Genomic DNA, 20,608 nt, shown 5'->3' on the forward strand with positions numbered 1-20,608 from the left:
ACATCGGGCGCCATGTTCGACACCAAGCATTTCGAGCTGCCCGATGGGCGGCGCCTCGCTTTCCGCCATATCCGTGGCAATGGCCCCGCGCTGGTGTTTCTGCCCGGTTATATGTCCGACATGGCGGGCAGCAAGGCGACTGCGCTGTTCGACTGGGCGCGCGAGCAGGGGCGCGCCTGCCTGCTGCTCGACTATTCGGGTTGCGGCGAAAGCGAGGGCGATTTTGCGGACGGCACGCTCTCGAAATGGCGCGACGAGGCGCTCGCTCTGATTGAGGCGAAACTCGACGACCAGGTCATCCTAGTCGGGTCCTCGATGGGCGGTTGGCTGATGCTGCTTCTGGGAATGGCATTGGGCGATCGGCTGGCCGGGCTTGTCGGCATCGCCTCGGCGCCAGATTTCACCGAATGGGGCCGTTCCGAAACCGACAAGGCGAAACTGGCCGGGGGCGAGATCGTGTATGACGAGAACCCCTACGGCCCCGACCCCACCCCCATGCACCCCCGGTTCTTCACCGACGCGCAGGCGCAAGTGCTGCTTGGCGGCGAGATCGCCATCGATGCCCCCGTCCGTCTGATCCACGGCCAGCGCGATGCCGATGTGCCCTGGGAAATAAGCCTGCGCCTTGCCGGAACGTTGCGTTCGGACGACGTACAGGTCACGCTGGTAAAGGATGGCGACCACCGTCTGTCGCGCGAGCAGGACATCGCTTTGCTGCTGCGCACCGTCGACGCGCTTTCGAAAGGTCCTGAATGATCGCCTCCGCCCTTGCCCTGCTGATGATGCAGGTCGGCCCGAACCCGTCCATCGATGCCTTCCCCGGCCTGCCCGACGAGCTGCGCGATCGACCCGAACGGCCGCAGGCGCGGGACCGGGCGGATACCGCATCACCGGCCCAGGGAAAGCTTGCCGATTGCGTAAATCTGGCGCGCGGCGATGCCGAAGCCGCCAGGGATTACGCACAGAAGTGGCGCGAAGCGGCGGCTACCCAGCTCGAACTGGCCCAATCGGCTCATTGCCTGGGCATCGCCTTCGTTCGGGAGGGCGAATTCGCCGAGGCACAAAGAGCCTTCGATCTGGCGACCGACGAAGTTCCCCTGGGCGCCCCGGCCTACCAGTCGCGCCTCGCGGCCATGTCCGGCAACGCGGCGATGGCCCAGGACCAGCCAGCGATCGCCGACATTGCTTTCGGCCGCGCCGTCACCCTTGCCACCCAAGCGGACGACGCGCCGCTTCTCGCCAGCGTCCTGATCGACCGCGCCCGCGCCCTGGTAGCCCTCGAGCGCAATGACGAAGCCGTTGCAACGCTGGAAAAGGCGCGTGGGAACGACCCTGCCAATGCCCGCGCATGGCTGCTTTCGGCCACATTGTCCCGGCGGATGGAACGTCTGGGCGAAGCGCGTGAGCAGATCGCGCAAGCAGCGCTGCTGGCACCGCGGGATCCCGCCGTGGGCCTCGAAGCAGGCGTGATTGCCGCGCTGTCGGGGCGCGAGCAGGAGGCCCGACGCAGCTTCGAATCGGTACTGCTCGTCGCGCCAGACAGCGACGAGGCCAAGCGTGCGCGCGGCTATCTGGAACAGCTCAAATCGTGACCGATTTTTCCGTCCTCGATCTGGTTCCGGTGCGCGAAGGAGGGAACGTCGGCGAAGCGCTCGAGGCGGCGACCGAGCTTGCCCGAACCGCGGAAGACGACGGCTGCAAGCGCTTCTGGGTGGCCGAACATCACGCGATGGCGGGTATTGCCGGCGGGGCGACCTCGGTCGTGCTTGCGCATATCGGCAATGCGACATCCACCATCCGCATCGGGTCGGGCGGGATCATGCTGCCCAATCACACGCCTTTCCAGATCGCCGAACAGTTCGGCACGCTCGACGCGCTGTTTCCCGGTCGGGTGGACCTGGGCCTCGGGCGGGCGCCCGGAGCGGGGCCGGAACTTCAGCGCGCCTTGCGCAAGGATCTTCATCGCGCCGCCGAAATGTTCCCGCAGGACGTGGCCGAACTTATGGCACTGATGGCAGGCGAGACGGCCATTCACCCCACTCCGGGGCTTGGCGCGAAGCCCGAATTCTGGATGCTGGGCTCCAGCCTCTTCGGTGCCCGGCTCGCCGCGCAGCTGGGCATGCTCTATGCCTTCGCCAGCCATTTCGCGCCCGACCACCTGGACGCCGCGCTCGAACTCTATCGGCGCGATTTTCAGCCGTCCGAGGATTGGGAAAAACCGCATGTGATGGTCGCGATGAACCTGTTTGTCGCCGACACCGAGGAAGAGGCCGAATATCTGGCTTCCTCCCAGCTCCAGGCTTTCGTGGCCCTGCGCACGGGCACGCCGGGCAAGCTGCCCCCGCCAGTGCGCGGATATCGCGACCAATTGCCGGCACCCGCACAGGCGATGCTGGCGCATATCGGGCAGGCCAGCGCCATCGGCACGCCGCAACAGGCGGCGCAGACGGTAAAGGCCTTCGTTGGACGCACGGGAGCGGACGAGGTCATCTTCGGCGGCAGCATGTTCGATCCGGAGGCGCGATGCCGCTCGCTCGCGCTGGCCATGGACCGGCTCCGCGCATGAGCATGCCGTAACGGCACCGCGTTTCGCCGCATCATAGGCTTGCAATTGCAAATTCTCGACGGCACCACCTTGCGAGCCGTCTCCAACAGGCCTAGGCGCGGCGCGCAGGTCGTGGCGCACACGACTCGGATATTTCGCGGCGCGGAAACGATCATGCGCCGCAAGGAGAGAGGCCCCTTATGGGTTCGAAGACTGCCGCGCTTCCCAAGAAGCTCCAAAACGCCATCACCGAAAGAATGCGCCAGTCGCTGCTGAAAGGCGATACGCCCTTCGACAAGGCAAGGCTTGCCGATGCTGCGTCCTTCGTCGGCGCGCTGGCGGCGGATCGCACCTTCGGTCGCTCGTCCATGGCGATCGAGAGCATCAGCGACGAACGCCGCCTTACGCGCATTGCGATCGTCAATGACGACATGCCCTTTATCGTCGATTCGGTGGCCGCGACCATCGCCGCGCTGGGCCTGTCGATCGACCGGCTGGTGCATCCGGTCATTCCCGTCGAACGCGACGACAAGGGGAGGCTGACCGGCATTCCCGATAACGATCCCGACGATGCCTATTGGGAATCGATGATATATATCGAGGCGGCCCGCGTCGATGCGAAGACGCGCCGCCAGTTGCAGGAAGGCCTCAAGGAAACCCTCGCCGACGTGCGGGCGGCGGTCAGCGACTGGCCCAAGCTCCAGCAGGCGATGACGCAGGATGCCGATCGCATCCGCGATACGGACGAAGAAGGCGCGGACCTGCTCGACTGGCTCAATTCGGGCATGCTCACCCAGCTTGGCCACGTCACGCGCCATCGCGATGGCACGCAGCGCGACCAGCTCGGCATCTGTCGCAAAAGCGCTCGGGAACTCCTCGCGGAAGCTTCCTACGAGCGTGCTTTCGCGTGGTTCGCGAAGAAGGACAACAGGCGCCGCCCCCTGATAATCAAGGCGAACCACCTCAGCAATGTGCACCGCCGCGTGCCGCTCGATCTGCTCATCGTGCCGATCCAGGAGGGCGGCGAGACCATCGCGCTTTCGGTCCATGCGGGCGTGTGGACCAGTGCCGCGCTGGCCGCGCCGCCGCGCAATGTGCCGCGCTTGCGCCGCGAACTCGAGGCTCTGCGCGAGCGCCACGGCTTCGACGATACCGGCCATGCGGGCAAAGCTCTGGTCCATGCCTTGACGACGCTGCCGCACGATCTGCTGATCGGCTTTTCCGAAAGCGATGTCGAACGCGTTGCGACCACGATGATGAGCCTGGTCGACCGCCCTCGCCCCCGGCTTGCCTTGGTCGAGGCTCCGCTTGCCCGACACCTTTTCGCCTTTGTCTGGCTGCCGCGCGACATGGTGGCAACGCAGGTCCGGCTGGAGATCCAGGCCCTGCTGGAAGAGGCCGCAGCGGCGCGCCTGCTCGACTGGAGCCTGGAGGTCGAGGGGGGCAATCTAGCCACGATCCGGTTCGTTTTCGACATTCGCGATGGCGACACGATACCGGACGAGGACCGGCTGGAACAGCAGATGCAGACGCTGCTGCGCGGCTGGAGCGAAGCGGTCGAGGCGGAGCTCGGCACACGGGAAGAACCCTCGCGCGCGGCCGGCCTGGCCATGCGCTTCGCCGAACATTTCCCGACCGGCTTTCGCGGCCGGTTCGGCCCTCGCGAGGCCGCACTCGATATATCTCGGCTGCACGATCTCGGCGCCAGCCTCGAAAGCGAGGAAGTCGTACGGGGCGCGCGGATGTATTTTTGCGAGCGCGAAATCGATGGTTGCCTGCGGCTGAAACTGTACCAGTCCGAAGGCAGCCTGCCGCTTTCCGAAGGCGTGCCCGCGCTCGAGGATTTCGGTTTCTACGTGCGGTCCGAAATGCCCACCGTGCTCGACGAGGGGCGGCTGGGGACGATCCACGACTTCCTGCTCGATCTGAAGCCGGGGGCCGATCCCAAAGCGCTGATCGATCGATCCGATGCGATCGAGGAAGCAATCGCATCCGTGCTCAACAGCGAAGCGGAAAACGATCCCTTCAACCGCCTGGTGCCCGAAGCGGGACTGTCCGCGCGCGAAGCCAATTGGCTGCGCGCCTTCTACCGCTACCTGCGGCAAGTCGGCATGGGCTTCACGATTTATACGGTGGTCGATGCTCTCGCGGCCGCGCCCGATGTCACCCGGGCGTTGATCGCCCTCTTCACTGCGCGTCACGATCCCGATTTCGGCAGCGGACGCGACAAGGCAGTCGGGGACGCGCGCAACGCGATCAAGCGGGGCCTCGCCAAGGTCAAGGCGATCAATGACGATCGCCTGCTGCGCCTGTACAACTCGCTGATCGACGCGATTCTGCGCACCAATGCTTTCGCGCCCGCCGCAAGCGAAGCGCTTGCGATCAAGATCGATTCCGCCAAGGTTCCGGGCCTGCCCAAGCCGATTCCCTATCGCGAAATCTTCGTCTATTCGCGCCGCGTCGAAGGTATCCATCTGCGCAGCGGCCCGGTTGCGCGCGGTGGCTTGCGCTGGTCCGACCGACGCGACGACTTCCGCACGGAAATCCTGGGCCTTATGAAGGCCCAGCGCGTCAAGAACGCGGTGATCGTGCCGACCGGGGCGAAAGGCGGGTTCTATCCCAAGCAACTCCCCAACCCCGCCATCGATCGCGAAGGCTGGGCGGCCGAAGGACGCGCGAGTTACGAGACGTTCATCCGCACGCTGCTTTCGGTCACCGACAACATCGTCGACGACAAGGTCGTGCATCCGGAAAACGTCGTCATCACCGATGGCGAGGACCCTTATTTCGTGGTCGCCGCCGACAAGGGTACGGCAACCTTTTCCGACATCGCCAATGCAATCGCGAAATCGAGGGACTTCTGGCTCGACGACGCCTTCGCCTCGGGCGGCTCGAAAGGGTACGATCACAAGGCCATGGGCATCACCGCCAAGGGTGCCTGGGTCAGCGTCCAGCGCCATTTCCTCGAAATGGGCGTGGACGTGCAGAGCGACAGCGTCGAAGTCGTCGGCTGCGGTGACATGTCGGGCGACGTTTTCGGCAACGGTATGTTGCTGTCGAAGGCGATCAAACTGGTCGCCGCCTTCGATCACCGTCACATCTTTCTCGACCCCGATCCCGACCCGGCGGCAAGCTGGAAAGAACGCAAGCGTTTGTTCGACTTGCCGCGGTCGAGCTGGGAGGATTACGACAGCAAGCTGATTTCCAAGGGCGGCGGCGTGTTCCCGCGCGATGCGAAGAGCATCAAGCTGACCAAGGCGGTGCAGGCGAAGCTTGGCATCGATCAATCGGAAATCGAACCCGAGGCGCTGATTTCGGCCATTCTGAAGGCGCCGGTCGACCTGATCTGGTTCGGCGGCATCGGCACCTACATCAAGGCGAGCCACGAAAACAACGTGCAGGTCGGCGATCCCGCCAATGACGCGTTGCGCGTGGATGGCAGGGACGTGCGCGCGAAAGTCATTGGCGAAGGGGCCAATCTCGGCATTACGCAGGCCGGACGCATCGAATTCGCCCAAGTCGGCGGTCGATCGAACACCGACTTCATCGACAATTCCGCCGGCGTCGACTGCTCGGACAACGAGGTCAATATCAAGATTGCGCTGGCGGCGGCGCAACGCGCAGGCAAGCTGTCCGAACCCAAACGCGTCGCCCTGCTCGAATCGATGACCGACGAAGTCGGCCGGATTGTCCTCGAGGACAACCGGCTGCAGGCCCTGGCTCTCTCGATCGCCGAGATTGGCGGAGCAAGCGCTATGGCGTCGCAGCGCCATCTCGTCGAAACGCTCGAGGCGGGCGGGAATCTCGACCGGCGAACCGAAGGCCTGGCCGACGACCAGACGCTGCAACGGCGAGCTGCCGATGGGCAGGGCCTGACCCGCCCGGAACTGGCCGTGTTGCTGTCCTCGTCGAAGCTGGTGTTGCAGGATGCCGTCGAACGGGGCGGCCTTGCCGCGGACACACTGCTCGAGGATACGCTGTTCGAGGCTTTCCCCGAACCGATGCGCAAGAAGTTCAAGGCGCAGATTGCAGGGCACCAGCTGCGCCGCGAGATCATCGCGACCAAATTGGCCAACCGCATCGTCAACCGTCTCGGCATGATCCATCCTTTCGAACTTTCCGAAGAGGAAGGCGCGGAACTGTGCGAGGTCGCAGCCGCTTTCGTCGCGGTCGAGGAACTGTTCGGCCTGCCCGACCTGTGGGACACGGTCGATGTCGCGGACATGCCCGAAAAGGCGCGCCTGATGATATTCGACCGGATCGCCGCGGCCACGGGCAATCTGATGTCGGATGTGCTTCGGACGTCGGGAGGCAAGGTCGATCCCAGCGCGCTTGTTGCCGAAATCGGCAAGGGAGTCGCGAAGCTGTCCGATGCGACGGGCGAGCTCTTGTCCGCCGAATCGCGGCAGCAGTCGGACCGCTTGCGTGAACAGCTCGTAGCGGCAGGTGCGCCGGAGCCGCTGGCCGCGCGGGTCGCGCATCTCTACGATCTCGACGGGGCGGTTGGCCTTGCCAAACTGGCCAGCGAAACCGGCATCCCGCCGATCGGGCTGACCGAAGCCTTTACCGAAGTCGGTCACCGGCTCGGGCTCGACTGGGCGCAGTCGACGGCAGCGCTCATGAGCCCCTCCGATGTGTGGGAACGCCTGCTCGTGTCCGGCCTTGCACGCGATTTTCAACAGATGCGGCTGGAGTTGTTGCGCCGTCTCGCGCGGCGCAAGGATGCCAAGAAGGACATGCCGGGAATCGTTGCCAAATGGGCCGAGGAACAGTCTGCCGCCGTGCATGGCTTCCGCGCCATGGTTTCACGGGCACAGGGCCAGTCTCCGGTGGCGCCGGCCATGCTGGCACAGATCGCCAGCATGGCTCGCAATCTGCTCGGTCGATAACCGGTACGCTTGACCGGATGGCGATTTCACGCCAGCCAGCGTGACCATGGAAAAGTTCGACGTTGTTATCGTGGGATCCGGGCATGGGGGTGCCCAGGCCGCCATCGCGCTGAGACAGAATGGTCATGAGGGGTCGATCCTCATGGTCAGCCGGGACCGCAATCCACCCTATGAGCGCCCGCCGCTCTCGAAGGAATATCTCGCCGGCGAAAAGCCCTTCGAGCGCATCCAGATACGCCCCGAACAGTTCTGGGCCGACAAGGGTATCGAGCTGCGCCTCGGCCGCAATGTCAACGAAGTCGATCCCGTCGCGCACGAACTCGCCCTGTCCGACGATACGCGCATTGCCTATCGCAAGCTCATCTGGGCCGGAGGCGGCGATGCCCGGCGCCTGTCCTGTCCGGGAAGCGATTACGCGGGCATCCACTATATCCGCACACGGCGGGACGTGGACCTGCTCAAGGAAGAGCTTGCCGCGGGGGCGAAACGCGCGGTCATTGTCGGGGCGGGCTATATCGGGCTCGAAGCGGCGGCGGTCCTGCGCAAGCTTGGCTGCGAGGTCACGGTGGTCGAAATGCTCGACCGCGTGCTGGCGCGCGTGGCCGGTCCGGAACTGTCCGATTACTATGCCGCCTACCATCGCCAGCAGGGCGTCGATCTACGTCTGTCCACCGGCGTCGAGACGATCGAGGGCGAGAATGGCCGCGTCAGCGGGGTATTGACCGACAGCGGCGAAAAGATCGCCTGCGACGTGATCATCGCGGGTATCGGCATCGTCCCCTCGGTCGGCCCGCTGATCGCCGCCGGAGCGGCAGGCTCGAACGGGGTCGACGTCGACACATATGGGCGCACCACGCTGGACGATATCTATGCCATCGGCGACTGCGCCAGCCACGCCAATCCCTATGCGGAAAACAAGGTCATCCGCCTCGAATCGGTGCAGAATGCCAACGACATGGCAAGCTGCGCGGTCAAGGCGATCATGGGCGACAAGCAGGATTACGATGCGGTGCCGTGGTTCTGGTCGAACCAGTACGATCTGAAGCTGCAGACGGTGGGTATCGCGACCGGATATGATGCGACTGTGTTGCGCGGCGATCCGGAAGCGAAGAAATTCAGCGTGATCTATCTGAAGGAAGGCCAGGTAATCGCGCTCGACTGTGTGAACAGCGTCAAGGACTACGTTCAGGGTCGCAAGCTCGTGGTGGACCGCGCCGAGATCGATCCCGGTTTGCTGGCCGACAGCGACATCCCGCTCAAGGAGATGCGCTAAGCCGGGCCAGCGCCCAGGCGGCCGCTTCGGCGACCGTGGGATCATCGTCGAAACGCAGGCGGGCTACAAATGGTTTTAGCGTGGCGGAACCGCTGTTCCCGGCCGCGTAGAGACAGTTGCGGACGAACCGGTCACGCCCGATCCGCTTGATCGGCGAACCGGAAAAGAACTGGCGAAAGCCCGCATCGTCGAATTGCAGGAATGTTGCGAGGTCGGGTGCCAGCAGCTCCTCGCGCGGGGCAAGCTTGGCGTGCCGGTGGGCCGTTTCGGCAAATTTGTTCCACGGACAAACCGCCAGGCAATCGTCGCAGCCATAGATCCGATTCCCCAGGGCAGCGCGGAATTCTTCCGGGATTGGTCCCTTGTGCTCGATCGTGAGGTAGGAAATGCAGCGCCGCGCATCGAGCCGGTAGGGCGACGGAAAAGCATCGGTGGGACAGGCGTCCTGGCAGGCGCGGCACGATCCGCACCGGTCCGTGCCCGGCGCATCGGGCACAAATTCGAGCGTCGAATAGATGGCTCCCAGGAAAAGCCAGCTCCCATGGTCGCGGCTCACCAGATTGGTATGCTTGCCCTGCCAGCCGATCCCGGCCGCTTCGCCCAGCGGTTTTTCCATCACCGGCGCGGTATCGACGAACACTTTCAGCTCGCTGTTCGGCGCGCATTCGATCAGCCATCGGGCAAGGGCCTTGAGCGCCTTCTTGACCACATCGTGATAATCCCGCCCATGCGCATAGACCGAAATGCGCGCTTTCTCGCCGTCGCTTGCCAAGGCCAGCGGATCGACATCGGGCGCATAGCTCATGCCGAGCGCAAGTACGCTCTTCGCATCGGGCCATAGACCCTGCGGCGAGGCCCGCTGCTGCTTGCGGTCCTCCATCCATTGCATCGAGCCGTGACGGCCATGGCCGAGAAATTCCTCCAGCCGCGCGGCACGGCGCGGATCGGGCGCGGCGGACGCAAAGCCACAGGCGGCGAAACCCAGCCTTCGGGCCTCCCCGCGCAAATCGGCCTGCAACTCGGCATTAACCACGCTTGCGTGTGCTCCCGTTCACTGCCAGCCATTAGTCATGCGCCCATGCTTACCGAAACAGGCACGATGACGCGACTCTCCCCTGCCGGGTCTCGCCCGCTCGCTATCGAGGCACAGGGCCTGGTCAAGCGGTTCGACGGCATTCTGGCGGTGGACGGGGTGGATATCGCCGTGCCCGAAGGCGCGATCTACGGCATTCTCGGCCCCAATGGCGCGGGCAAGACCACCACATTGCGCATGTTGCTGGGCATTATCGATCCCGACGAAGGGGTGCGCCGCATCTTCGGCAAGGACCGCCCGCACGAGGTCGCGAAACTGATCGGCTATCTGCCCGAGGAGCGCGGGCTGTATCCGGCGATGAAATGCGACGAGGCAATCGCCTTCATGGGCGCGTTGCGGGGGCTGCCGCTCGACGAAGGCAGGGCGCGCGGACGCGAACTGCTCGAACGCCACGGGCTGGGCCACGCGATCGACCGGCAGATCCGTCAGCTTTCGAAGGGAATGGCGCAGACCGTGCAATTGCTCGGCACGCTCGTCCATCGCCCCCGCCTGGTGGTGTTCGACGAACCCTTCAGCGGCCTCGACGCGATCAACCAGGGCAAGCTGGAAGTCACGATCCGCGAACTGGCGCGAGATGGCGTGACCGTAATCTTTTCGACCCATGTCATCCATCATGCCGAACGGCTGTGCGATGAAGTGGCGATCATTGCCGCGGGCAAGGTGCCCTATGCCGGATCGGTCGACGCCGCGCGCGATCGCATTCCCGCGCAGGTCAGGCTGGAAACCCGCGCCAGCGAAGGGGCCTGGCGGGCGGCGCTTCCCGATGACGCACGTCACGACCGCAGAGGCGACGAAAGCCATTTCTGGCATTTCCCCGTACCCGAGACCGGGATCGAGGCCATGCTCAAGCAATTGATCGACGGCCATGCAGGTATTCTGTCGCTGTCGATCGAGCGCGCCGGGTTGCACGACGCCTTCGTCGAGATCGCCGGAGAAGCCGCGGCGCGCGCGCTGAAACAGGACACTGCGGCGGGAGAAAGCCGTTGAACGACACGACCCGCCTGTCACGCTTCGAAGCCGCCCGCGTCGTCGCGCGGCGCGATTTCCGCGCCATCCTGTTTAGCCGTGCCTTCCTGTTCTTCCTGCTCGGCCCGCTGTTCCCCATCGGAATCGGCGTGCTTGCCGGAGGGATTGGCGGGCAGGTGCAACGGGATGCGAATACGCGGCTGGTGGCCGTGGCGATGGCGGAGGCGGATGCCACCGCAATGGTCGAGGCGCGCGCCCGGCTGTCTCCAAGGGTCGGCACCGCTCTGCCCGATTTGGAGGCGACGACCAGCACGGCCCGCCCGAGCGAGATTCTGCGCGAGCCCGGCAAGAATTACAGCGCGGTGGTAAGCGGTACGCTAAATGCGCCGGAGATCACCGCCCCGCCACAAGCGATCGCCTATTGGAGCGGGCCGATATCGATGATCGCCGCCCAGGCGGGCGCTCGAGACATCCCCGCCTATCCCGAAGTAACCGCACGTCCGGTCGCGACCAGCACCGCTGCCGTCAGGACCGACCGCATTCGCACCGCCCAGGCGGGACAACTGCTGTTGTTCCTGCTGATGATGCTGCTCGCGGGCATGGTGCTGTCCAATCTGGTCGAGGAAAAGGCCAACAAGGTCATCGAGGTGCTCGCTGCGGCGATTCCCATGGATGCGGTGTTCCTCGGCAAGCTGGTGGCCATGCTCGGCGTGAGTTTCGTAGGCATTGCCGTATGGGCCATGTTCGGCGGAGCGATCGCGTTGCTCGCGGGCGAAGCCTTGCCACGATTGCCCGAACCGGCGCTGGGCTGGCCCCTCTTTGTCACCCTCGGCATCGCCTATTTCGCGATGGGATACCTCCTGCTGGGCTCACTCTTTCTCACGATCGGCGGAATGGCGGCAACCGTGCGCGAGGTGCAGACCCTATCCATGCCGGTGACGATGGCGCAATTGCTGGTGTTCTTCCTCGCGGCATCCTCGATCACGCGACCGGGATCGCCAATGGAGCTGTTTTCGGCGGTGTTCCCGCTGTCCTCGCCCTTCGCCATGCTCGCCCGCGCGGCCCAGTCGGACGCGCTCTGGCCGCATGCGCTCGCGCTGGCATGGCAGGCGCTCTGCGTCCTTCTTTTCGTTCGCTTCGGCGCGCTGATCTTCCGCCGCCGGGTGATGAAATCCGGCAAGGGCGGGCGAGCGGTCAAAGGGCATGTCGGCGGGACCACGCCCGCCTGACCGGTCGGGCCACAGCGCGCAGGAGATGCGATTCGCCCCGTTTTGAGTGGCGATTTGCAACGCACTATTGACTCGCCTGTAAGTTAGGGCAGGATGGATGTCGAGGAGAGAGCGACCGAATGGAGTCGCTCCCACGAGGAGAGAGACATATGGCCACCGCCGCAATCGAACGCCCCCAATGCCGGACTTCGCCGACTGCATACGAGGCGCTGAAGAAGCATTTCGAAGAGCACCCCGAGCATAAGCTCGACCATCCGCACAAATGGGATGTCAGCCGCAGCGATATCTACGCCGATAACACCTGGCAGCCCATTTTCCGGGAAATGCGCGAAGCGGGGCCGCTGCACTATATCCCCGAAAGTCCGTTCGGCCCTTATTGGGCGGTGGTCAGCCACAAGGCGATCCAGCATATCGAGGCGCTGCCGGACGTCTTCTCCTCGAGCTGGGAATATGGCGGCATAACCATCCTCAACCGCCTGACCGACGAAGAGCTGGCCGAAGCAGGCATCGAGGAACGCCGCGAATTGCCCATGTTCATCGCCATGGACCGCCCGCAGCACACCGGCCAGCGGCGCACCGTCGCCCCCAAGTTCACGCCCAGCGGCATGGCCGAAATGGAAGGCGAGATTCGCCAGCGCACCGGCGAATTGCTCGATTCGCTGCCGCGCGGCGAGGTGTTCGACTGGGTCGACAAGGTGTCGATCGAACTCACCACCGGCATGCTCGCGATCCTGTTCGGCTTCCCCTGGGAAGACCGCCGCCTGCTGACCTTCTGGTCCGATTGGTCGGGCGATACCGAGCTTGCCACGGTCCGCGATCTGGATGAAATGCGCTGGGGCTTCCTCAACGAGATGGCGGCCTATTTCCAGTCGCTTTGGATCGAGCGCACGCAGGACAAGGAACCCGGCGACGATCTCATCTCGATGATGATCCACTCCGAAGCGATGAACCAGATGAGCCCGGAAGAATTCATGGGCAATCTGATCCTGCTGATCGTGGGCGGCAACGACACCACGCGCAATTCCATGAGCGGCATTATCTATCAGCTCGACAAGAATCCGGACCAGCGCGATCTGTTCGAGCAAAAGCCCGACCTCATTCCCAATGCGGTGCAGGAAATCCTGCGCATGCAGACCCCGCTGGCGCATATGCGCCGGACCTGCACCGAAGACACCGAGGTGTTCGGGCAGACCATCAAAAAAGGCGACAAGGTCGTTCTGTGGTATATCTCCGCCAACCGCGACGAGGAAGTGTTCGACAATCCCGACAAGCTGGACATCACGCGCGAGAACGCACGGCGCCATATCGCCTTCGGCTACGGCATTCATCGCTGTGTCGGTGCGCGTCTGGCCGAACTCCAGCTCCGGGTTCTGCTCGAGGAAATCCACAAACGCCGCATGCGCGTGAAAGTGGTGGGCGATGTCGAGCGGGTGCGGGCGAATTTCGTTCATGGCTTCCGCAAGCTCGAAGTGAAAATCGAAGAGTTCTGATACCGGCCCCGTAACCAACGGGCTGGTTCAAGCGTAGGTTCAGACGTGGGGCGCCAAGGTCCCACGTCATGAACCGGCGCATTATGACCGATACCTCTATCGACCGCCGCCGCCTGCTCGGCTGGATCGGCGCATCTGCCAGCTTCGTGGCGCTGACCGCCTGCGGCTCGGGCCATGCCGAGGCGAAGGATTTTCCGGTGACACTGTCGGAAGCACAGTGGCGAAAGCGGCTCAGCAAGCAGGAATTCTACATTCTGCGTCAGGCTGGGACCGAACGACCCTATTCCTCACCGCTCAATGACGAGAAACGCGCTGGCACCTTCGTCTGCGCCGGCTGCGGCAATGCCCTCTACAGTTCGGAAACAAAATATGATTCGCGCACCGGCTGGCCGAGCTTCTGGCGGGCGATCGACAAGAGCGCGGTCGGCACCAGCACCGATTACAAGATCGGCTATCCGCGTACCGAAGTGCACTGCGCAGATTGTGGCGGTCATCTTGGCCATATCTTCAGCGATGGCCCCAAGCCGACCGGCAAGCGTCATTGCATAAACGGCGTGGCGCTCGATTTCAGACCGGCCTGACATGCGGGTCGAGAGCGAGAATCCGGGCAGCCGCTTGCCGGGCTAGACCTGCGGGCAGCCTTCATCCGGCCGTGTCATCCCGGGGCCGAGCCTAGGACGGATCGTTCTGGAACAGGACGGGGCATTGCACCCGGGCGGCAAATATGGCGAATTCGCGCAAGGAGAAGGTGTCCTCGAAGACGAGGCCATAATTGCTGTCCTTGCGCCAGCGGACCTTGCAGCGAATGTCGGGCAGCTGTTCGCAACTGATCGTCACGCGTTGATCGATGGCGAACACGGCGTCGCATTCGATCCGCGCGCCCTGCTGCGAGATGTTGAGCGTAATGGCCTCCGCGCTGCCGGTGAGCGCGCTTACCTTGAGCGGGAGCGTGATGTTGAGGCGAAGTTGTCGCTTGGGATAGTGCCAGTCTTCATGGATCAACCGCTCGACGACAATGGGCCGGTCGAATTTATAGCTGGCTTCGCACCCTTCGCCGCGGACGAGCTGCAGTTCGTAGCTCTCGCCATTTTGCAGTTCGAGCGCGACGGTCTTGTCCGTCGGTAGCGGATGAAACGTGCGCACGGACACGCCGGTGGCCGAGACATCGCGGATTACGCAGACGAATTCGCCTTGGCCGCAGACCAGCTTCGCCGCCCGGATGAGCGAGGTAAAGCGCGGCGCTCCACGCTGGTCGCCAGGGGGCGCAGAATTCTCTTCGTTCATGGCGAGCCCGCTAGTATACTCCATCGCCCTGCGCATTCCTCACAATAACTGGCTTCGCATTTGCCGCCAAGTGTATCCTGCCCAAGTTCTCTTCGAGCCTGGCTAATAGACCAATAGGGGTTAATGCCTAGAAAACCGGTTGAGACTACATGCTGATAACAGGGAATGCTTGGTGCGGGTGGTGGGACTCGAACCCACACGATCACAAGATCAGGGGATTTTAAGTCCCCGGCGTCTACCATTCCGCCACACCCGCCGGCGCCGAGCCGCCCTAATCGCTGCCCGGCGCGGGAGCAACGTCCTATCGCATTCTCGTTGTCTTAGGGCGCTTAGCCTTCGTTGAGGCGCTTGCGAATGTCCTTGCCCGGCTTGAAATAAGGCACGCGCTTGGCCGGTACATCGACCGTTTCGCCGGTACGCGGATTGCGGCCCTTGCGCGCTTCGCGCTCGCGGGTGGAAAACGCTCCGAACCCGCGCAATTCGACCCGGCCGCCTTCGGTCAGGCGCTGGGCTATTTCCTCGAAGAAAATATCGACGACCTGTTCAACCTCTTCGGCGCGCAGCTCGGGATTATCCTGTGCGAGGGCGGAAAGAAGTTCGGATCGGATCATCTGGCGTCTCCCGGCCGATACGGCCGCAACAATTCGTTCACACGATGCGCCCCTGAAGGAATTGTGCTTTTGCACTCGATTCCAGCGAGATGCCTTGTGACAGAAGCCACCGGCGCCCGCAAGTTCATGATTGTATATTTTCGCCATCGCCGTCAGGCTTCGGCGAGCAGTTCCCTCGCCGAGACGCCAAGGCGATCCATCCGTGCCCGGATTTCGGGCCATTCCTCCGACAAAAAAGCCTCGCGTTCGGACTGGCGCAGACGATCGGCGGCGCCACTCACGACATACATGCCTACGCCGCGCTGGACTTCGACGAGGCCATCGTTCTGGAATTGTTGGTAGGCCTTGGCCACCGTCAGCGGGTTGGCGCCCTGTTCCGCCGCCAGTGCGCGTACGGAAGGAAGCATTTCGCCCTCGGCATAGCGGCCATCGATAATCGCAGCCGCGATCATGTCTCGCAGCTTGAGATAGACCGGCTTGGACTGGTTGGACATAACAATTCCCCGACGACAGACTGCTACAGTGACATAATACAGCGCGGCGCACAAGGTTCCCTTCCGAGAGCGTTCCCGCCCGCTGTCGGCCCGTGCAGACAGTCACGAGTGTAACTAATGCTTCACATGAGGCGCGAAAACGTTACGGTACGTGCTTCTTTTGGGGAGGGTCGGCGTGGTCGCGCGACTCCGGATAGAAATAAGGGACACCGGAATCATATGGTCGAGGGCATGTTCTTCACATTCGGCTCTGCATTCGAAATGTGGGCATTCAGGATAGCCGTAATCGCGCTTGCAGCCTTTCTCATCGGCGGCGTCGTGCTCGTTACCCGCCCGCAGGAAGAGGTGATCGGACACCCCAAGGGTCTGTTCCTTCTCTTCATGGCCGAAATGTGGGAACGCTTTTCCTACTACGGCATGCGCGCGCTGCTGATCTTCTACCTGGTGCAGCACTGGCTGTTCAGCGACAGCGAAGCTTCGATCATCTACGGCGCCTACACCGCGCTGGTTTACATTACCCCCGTCGTCGGCGGTTACCTTGCCGACCAGTATCTCGGGCAGCGCAAAGCCGTGCTGTTCGGGGCGGTGCTGCTGACGTTCGGGCACTTCTTCATGGCGTTCGAAGGATCGGGTGGCCAGGCCGACCCGATGATCAATGTCTTCTGGCTTGCCCTGGCGCTCATCATCGTCGGCTCGGGCTTCCTCAAGGCCAATATCTCGGTGATTGTCGGCCAGCTCTATTCGCGCACCGATGTTCGCCGCGACCCGGCCTATACGATCTTCTACATGGGCATTAACGTCGGCGCGGCGACCGCGTCGATCATCTGCGGCTATCTCGGCCAGACCTATGGCTGGCAGTACGGATTCGGCCTTGCCGGCTTCGGCATGCTTCTGGGCCTCGTATTCTTCGTGATCGGCAAGCCGCTCCTTCTGGGCAAGGGCGAACCCAAGGATCCCGCGAAGATCAAGGGCGCCAGGGAATGGGGCATCTACGGTGCCGGCCTCGCCATGGTCCTGCTGTGCTGGGCGGCGATCCAGTATCAGGAACTCGTCGGATACGTACTGGGTGCCTTCGGCGGGGGTCTGGTACTCTACGTCCTGTTCACCGCGGTGACCAAACTGCCCAGCCAGGAACGAGACCGCATTTTCGCGGCGATGTTCCTGATCCTGACCTCGATCGTGTTCTGGGCACTGTTCGAACAGGCCGGGTCGAGCCTCAACCTGTTCACCGATCGCCATGTCGACACGCAGGGCGTCAACGCCTCGATGTTCCAGTCGATCAACGCGATCTACATCGTCCTGCTCGCCCCGCTTTTCGCGATGCTGTGGCAGGGGCTGGCGCGCAAGGGAGCGGAGCCAAGCACGCCGATGAAGTTCGGCCTCGCCGTCATCCAGGTGGGCCTTGGCTTCCTCGTTCTCGTCTGGGGCGCGGAAAGCGTCGGCGTGAATGTGCCGACGCCGGTGATCTTCATCTTCCTGATCTACCTGCTCCACACCACCGGTGAACTCTGCCTCTCGCCAGTGGGCCTCTCGGCGATGAACCGGCTCAGCCCGGCGCATATGGCTTCGCTCATCATGGGCACCTGGTTCTTCGCTTCGGCCACCGGCAACTTCGCCGCCGGTCTCATCGCGGCAGCGACCGGCGCGGAAGGCGTCGGCGAGGAAGCGGGCAAGCAGGTCGTGCTTGGCGTTTACTCGACCGTCGGCTGGTACGCCGTCGCGATCGGTGTCGGCGTTATGGTCATCAGCCCGCTGATCAAGAAACTGATGCATCTCGACACGCTCAAGGACGACGCCCTCGAAGGGCAGGCCGAAGCCGGGCTCGAGGCGCAGGAAGCGGGCATCCACCCGACCAGCCGCGCCTGATCCCCCGCGGAGGAGAATCGTCGGAGCGTCGATTCTCCTCGACCAAAACCAATTGACCGGGCGGGCCGGGGCAGCAATGCTCCGGCCCGACTGCATTGGGGGTTCCATGAAAAAACACGTCCTGCTCGCCTGCGCGGCTGCCTTTGCGGTGGCCGGATGCTCGACCACCGGCGGGGGCGATGGCGTCGCATCCGCTTCGACCAAGGATTGGGATGCGCCCGTCGGCGCGGACGGCAACACGCCTTTCCCCTCGACTTACACGCCCTATCCCGGTCGTCCGACGGCACTCGTTGGGGCGACGGTCTACGACGGCACAGGCGGACGGATCGACAATGGCACCGTGCTCTTTCGCGATGGCAAGGTAGTCGCCGTGGGCGACGCTGCGCTGTCAACCGAAGGCTATGATCGGGTGGACGGCAGCGGCAAGTTCGTCACTCCCGGTATTATCGACATCCATTCGCACCTCGGCGACTATCCGACGCCCAGCGTGGAAGCCCATTCCGACGGCAATGAGGCCACCAGCCCGATGACCCCCGAGGTGTGGGCCGAACATTCGGTCTGGCCGCAGGACCCCGGTTTCACCCGCGCGCTGGCCAATGGCGGCATCACGGCGCTGCAGATCCTTCCCGGATCGGCCAATCTGACCGGCGGGCGCTCGGTCACGCTCAAGAACGTCGCGGCACGCACGGTTCAGGGGATGAAATTCCCGGGCGCTCCCTACGGCATGAAAATGGCCTGCGGCGAGAACCCCAAGCGGGTTTACGGTGGCAAGGGCCGCATGCCCTCCACCCGGATGGGCAATTTCGCGGTCAACCGGCAAATGTGGCTCGATGCACAGGCCTATGACGGGAAGAAGCGCGATCTGGGCAAGGAAACGCTCAAGGGTGTGCTCGACGGCGAAATCCTGATCCACAACCACTGCTATCGCGCCGACGAAATGGCGCTGGTCATGGATATGGCCAAGGAGATGGGCTACAAGGTCACCGCCTTCCACCACGCGGTCGAAGCCTATAAGATCGGCGACCTTCTGCGCGAAAACGAGGTGTGCAGCGCGATCTGGGCGGATTGGTACGGCTTCAAGATGGAAGCCTATGACGGTATTCTCGAGAACGCCGCCTTCCTGCGCCAGGCGGGGGCCTGCGTGGTCATCCATTCGGACGATGCCAATGGCATCCAGCGGCTCAATCAGGAAGCCGCCAAGGCCCAAGCCGCCGGACGCCGGGTGGGGATCGACATTCCCGATGCCGAAGTGATCGGCTGGATCACGCTCAACGCTGCCAAGGCGATGGGTATCGATGAAATGACCGGCAGCCTCGAGCCGGGGAAGATGGCCGATGTGGTTCTGTGGAACGACAATCCGCTATCGGTCTATGCCCGGCCCGAAAAGGTCTGGATCGACGGGGCGCTGATGTATGATGCGATGGACCGCAAGCGGCGGCCGGTAAGCGATTTCGAGCTCGGCCAGCCGGGCGAAGGAGATGTGAAATGAAGCGCGCCCTGACCATGGCGGCCAGCCTCCTCGCACTCGCCGCCGCACCCGCCGCCGCGCAGGACATCGCCATCACCGATGTTACGGTCGTCACCGGCGACGGCTCCGAACCGATCGAGAATGGTTCGGTCGTCGTCCGCGGCGGCAAGGTGGTCTATGCCGGGCATGCCGAGAACATGCCCGCCGTGCCTGCCGGGATCTCGGTGGACGGCGGTGGGCGCTGGGTCACGCCCGGCCTTTTCGCCACGATGACAAATCTCGGCCTGTGGGACGTCGGCGCAGTCCGGGAATCGAACGATATCCGCGCGGGCGGCTCGCCGTTCAGCGCCGCTCTGGATGTCGCCCCCGTAGTCAATCCTGCCTCGCAGCATATCCTCATTCACCGGGCAGCCGGGATAACCCGTGCGGCGGTGGCGGGGGCGGCCAGTGGGTCGATCTTTGCCGGGCAGGGGGCGATCATCGATCTGGGCTCCGATGCCCAGGCGGTAACCCGCCCTCGCGCATTCCAGGTGGTCGAATTGGGAGAGGGCGGTGCACGCCTTGCGGGCGGTAGCCGCGCGTCGGCCCAGGCGCTTTTCCGCAACGCCCTGCTCGAAGCGGGCGAGTTTGAGCGCAATGGCACGATCACAAGCCCGGGCGGCGGGCGAGGGATCACCCGGCAAGGCGACGATATCGGCATCGACAGCCGCATGGCGCGCACCGCTCGCGATCGCGCTTCGGACGTTCTGCTCACGCGCTTCGACGCAGCGGCGCTGGTGCCCGTGGCGCGGGGCGAGCAGCCGCTCTATGTCCTGGTCGAGCGTGCGGCCGACATCCGCAGCGCCCTGGCCCTCAAGCAGGAATTCCCGCGGCTGGACATGGTCCTTGTCGGCGCGAGCGAGGGTTGGCTCGTGGCGAGCGAAATCGCCGCGGCGGGCGTGCCGGTCATCGCGGACGGGCTGGACGATTTGCCGCAAGGTTTCGACCAGCTCGCCAGCACCCAGTCGAATATCGGTCGCATGGTGAAGGCGGGCGTGAAGGTGGCGATCAATGCCGCCGCCATGGAGAACCCGCGCAACCTCAATCAGTATGCCGGCAACCTCGTCGCGCTGACCCGGATACCGGGCGCCGACGGGCTGAGCTGGGGCCAGGCCTTCGCCGCGATCAGCTCGGTTCCCGCCGCGATCAGCGGCATGGGCGGCAAGGCCGGGGTGCTCGCGCCGGGCGCGATGGGCGATCTCGTGATCTGGGACGGCGATCCGCTCGAAGTCGGCTCGATGCCGGTGAAAGTGTTCATCGATGGCGTCGAACAGCCGCTCGACAATCATCAGAGCCGCCTCAAGGAGCGCTATCGCGATCTCGACGAAAGCGACCTGCCGAAAGCCTATGATTGGTAAGGA

The 20,608-nt window shown here is 63.9% G+C and carries 16 protein-coding genes and 1 tRNA gene; 12 read left to right on the forward strand and 5 right to left on the reverse strand.

Annotated features, from left to right (window positions below):
- The first annotated feature begins 12 nt into the window (after positions 1 to 12).
- From L5849_RS09325 to L5849_RS09345, 5 genes are all read left to right on the forward strand, one after another.
- Positions 13 to 756: an alpha/beta hydrolase gene (locus L5849_RS09325; protein WP_236925356.1), complete on the forward strand. Its 744-nt coding sequence runs from the start codon at positions 13 to 15 to the stop codon at positions 754 to 756.
- Positions 753 to 1,592 (forward strand): tetratricopeptide repeat protein, encoded by an 840-nt coding sequence (locus L5849_RS09330; RefSeq protein ID WP_236925357.1) that lies wholly within the window; start codon positions 753 to 755, stop codon positions 1,590 to 1,592. The genes L5849_RS09325 and L5849_RS09330 overlap by 4 nt, the downstream gene beginning before the upstream one ends.
- A complete protein-coding gene (locus L5849_RS09335) occupies positions 1,589 to 2,566 on the forward strand; it encodes an LLM class flavin-dependent oxidoreductase (RefSeq protein WP_236925358.1) in 978 nt (325 codons plus the stop codon). The genes L5849_RS09330 and L5849_RS09335 overlap by 4 nt, the downstream gene beginning before the upstream one ends.
- A 179-nt stretch (positions 2,567 to 2,745) precedes the next feature.
- Entirely contained in the window at positions 2,746 to 7,434 is a 4,689-nt protein-coding gene (locus tag L5849_RS09340) for an NAD-glutamate dehydrogenase domain-containing protein (RefSeq protein ID WP_236925359.1), read from the forward strand.
- A 46-nt stretch (positions 7,435 to 7,480) separates the two neighbouring features.
- Positions 7,481 to 8,707, forward strand: coding sequence for an NAD(P)/FAD-dependent oxidoreductase (locus tag L5849_RS09345; protein WP_115415438.1), 1,227 nt, complete (start codon positions 7,481 to 7,483; stop codon positions 8,705 to 8,707).
- Here the strand turns inward: L5849_RS09345 and queG are convergent.
- The gene (gene queG, locus L5849_RS09350; protein ID WP_236925360.1) at positions 8,691 to 9,740 is read right to left on the reverse strand and encodes a tRNA epoxyqueuosine(34) reductase QueG; all 1,050 of its coding nucleotides are present in this window, start codon (positions 9,738 to 9,740) and stop codon (positions 8,691 to 8,693) included. The two genes, L5849_RS09345 and queG, sit on opposite strands and share 17 nt — an antisense overlap.
- Before the next feature lie 66 nt (positions 9,741 to 9,806).
- Here queG and L5849_RS09355 point away from each other — a divergent pair, with 66 nt between their 5' ends.
- The 4 genes from L5849_RS09355 (at position 9,807) to msrB (ending at position 14,066) form a co-directional block, all read left to right on the forward strand.
- Entirely contained in the window at positions 9,807 to 10,787 is a 981-nt protein-coding gene (locus L5849_RS09355) for an ABC transporter ATP-binding protein (protein ID WP_236925361.1), read from the forward strand.
- Complete coding sequence (locus L5849_RS09360) at positions 10,784 to 11,995, forward strand: ABC transporter permease (RefSeq protein ID WP_236925362.1); 1,212 nt, start codon at positions 10,784 to 10,786, stop codon at positions 11,993 to 11,995. The genes L5849_RS09355 and L5849_RS09360 overlap by 4 nt, the downstream gene beginning before the upstream one ends.
- A gap of 149 nt (positions 11,996 to 12,144) precedes the next feature.
- Positions 12,145 to 13,485 carry a cytochrome P450 gene (locus L5849_RS09365; RefSeq protein WP_115415441.1) on the forward strand — a complete coding sequence of 447 codons (1,341 nt, stop codon included), beginning with the start codon at positions 12,145 to 12,147 and terminating at the stop codon, positions 13,483 to 13,485.
- Between the two features lie 68 nt (positions 13,486 to 13,553).
- A complete protein-coding gene (gene msrB, locus L5849_RS09370; protein WP_236925363.1) occupies positions 13,554 to 14,066 on the forward strand; it encodes a peptide-methionine (R)-S-oxide reductase MsrB in 513 nt (170 codons plus the stop codon).
- 91 nt (positions 14,067 to 14,157) lie between these two features.
- On the opposite strand, the gene L5849_RS09375 is transcribed toward msrB, so the two are convergent.
- The 4 genes from L5849_RS09375 to L5849_RS09390 form a co-directional block, all read right to left on the reverse strand.
- Positions 14,158 to 14,793 (reverse strand): PilZ domain-containing protein, encoded by a 636-nt coding sequence (locus L5849_RS09375; protein WP_236925364.1) that lies wholly within the window; start codon positions 14,791 to 14,793, stop codon positions 14,158 to 14,160.
- 146 nt (positions 14,794 to 14,939) lie between these two features.
- Positions 14,940 to 15,025 (reverse strand) — tRNA-Leu (locus tag L5849_RS09380).
- Between the two features lie 73 nt (positions 15,026 to 15,098).
- Complete coding sequence (locus tag L5849_RS09385) at positions 15,099 to 15,380, reverse strand: integration host factor subunit beta (RefSeq protein ID WP_115415443.1); 282 nt, start codon at positions 15,378 to 15,380, stop codon at positions 15,099 to 15,101.
- Positions 15,381 to 15,532: 152 nt separating this feature from the next.
- Positions 15,533 to 15,874, reverse strand: coding sequence for a GntR family transcriptional regulator (locus L5849_RS09390; RefSeq protein WP_115415444.1), 342 nt, complete (start codon positions 15,872 to 15,874; stop codon positions 15,533 to 15,535).
- Positions 15,875 to 16,093: 219 nt separating this feature from the next.
- Between L5849_RS09390 and L5849_RS09395 the strand changes: the two genes are divergently transcribed.
- From L5849_RS09395 to L5849_RS09405, 3 genes are all read left to right on the forward strand, one after another.
- Entirely contained in the window at positions 16,094 to 17,740 is a 1,647-nt protein-coding gene (locus L5849_RS09395; protein ID WP_236925365.1) for a peptide MFS transporter, read from the forward strand.
- A 106-nt stretch (positions 17,741 to 17,846) separates the two neighbouring features.
- Entirely contained in the window at positions 17,847 to 19,229 is a 1,383-nt protein-coding gene (locus L5849_RS09400; protein WP_236925366.1) for an amidohydrolase, read from the forward strand.
- Positions 19,226 to 20,605, forward strand: a complete 1,380-nt coding sequence (locus tag L5849_RS09405) for an amidohydrolase family protein (protein ID WP_236925367.1) — start codon at positions 19,226 to 19,228, stop codon at positions 20,603 to 20,605. Before L5849_RS09400 ends, L5849_RS09405 begins: the two co-directional genes overlap by 4 nt.
- Positions 20,606 to 20,608 lie beyond the last annotated feature (3 nt).

Source organism: Erythrobacter sp. SN021, assembly GCF_021864455.1.

Coding starts and splice junctions, on each gene's coding strand:
- L5849_RS09325 (WP_236925356.1), top strand. CDS start 13: ATGTTCGACACCAAGCATTTCGAGCTGCCCGATGGGCGGCGCCTCGCT.
- L5849_RS09330 (WP_236925357.1), top strand. CDS start 753: ATGATCGCCTCCGCCCTTGCCCTGCTGATGATGCAGGTCGGCCCGAAC.
- L5849_RS09340 (WP_236925359.1), top strand. CDS start 2,746: ATGGGTTCGAAGACTGCCGCGCTTCCCAAGAAGCTCCAAAACGCCATC.
- L5849_RS09345 (WP_115415438.1), top strand. CDS start 7,481: ATGGAAAAGTTCGACGTTGTTATCGTGGGATCCGGGCATGGGGGTGCC.
- L5849_RS09355 (WP_236925361.1), top strand. CDS start 9,807: ATGACGCGACTCTCCCCTGCCGGGTCTCGCCCGCTCGCTATCGAGGCA.
- L5849_RS09365 (WP_115415441.1), top strand. CDS start 12,145: ATGGCCACCGCCGCAATCGAACGCCCCCAATGCCGGACTTCGCCGACT.
- msrB (WP_236925363.1), top strand. CDS start 13,554: ATGAACCGGCGCATTATGACCGATACCTCTATCGACCGCCGCCGCCTG.
- L5849_RS09375 (WP_236925364.1), bottom strand. CDS start 14,793: ATGGAGTATACTAGCGGGCTCGCCATGAACGAAGAGAATTCTGCGCCC.
- L5849_RS09385 (WP_115415443.1), bottom strand. CDS start 15,380: ATGATCCGATCCGAACTTCTTTCCGCCCTCGCACAGGATAATCCCGAG.
- L5849_RS09390 (WP_115415444.1), bottom strand. CDS start 15,874: ATGTCCAACCAGTCCAAGCCGGTCTATCTCAAGCTGCGAGACATGATC.
- L5849_RS09395 (WP_236925365.1), top strand. CDS start 16,094: ATGGTCGAGGGCATGTTCTTCACATTCGGCTCTGCATTCGAAATGTGG.
- L5849_RS09400 (WP_236925366.1), top strand. CDS start 17,847: ATGAAAAAACACGTCCTGCTCGCCTGCGCGGCTGCCTTTGCGGTGGCC.
- L5849_RS09405 (WP_236925367.1), top strand. CDS start 19,226: ATGAAGCGCGCCCTGACCATGGCGGCCAGCCTCCTCGCACTCGCCGCC.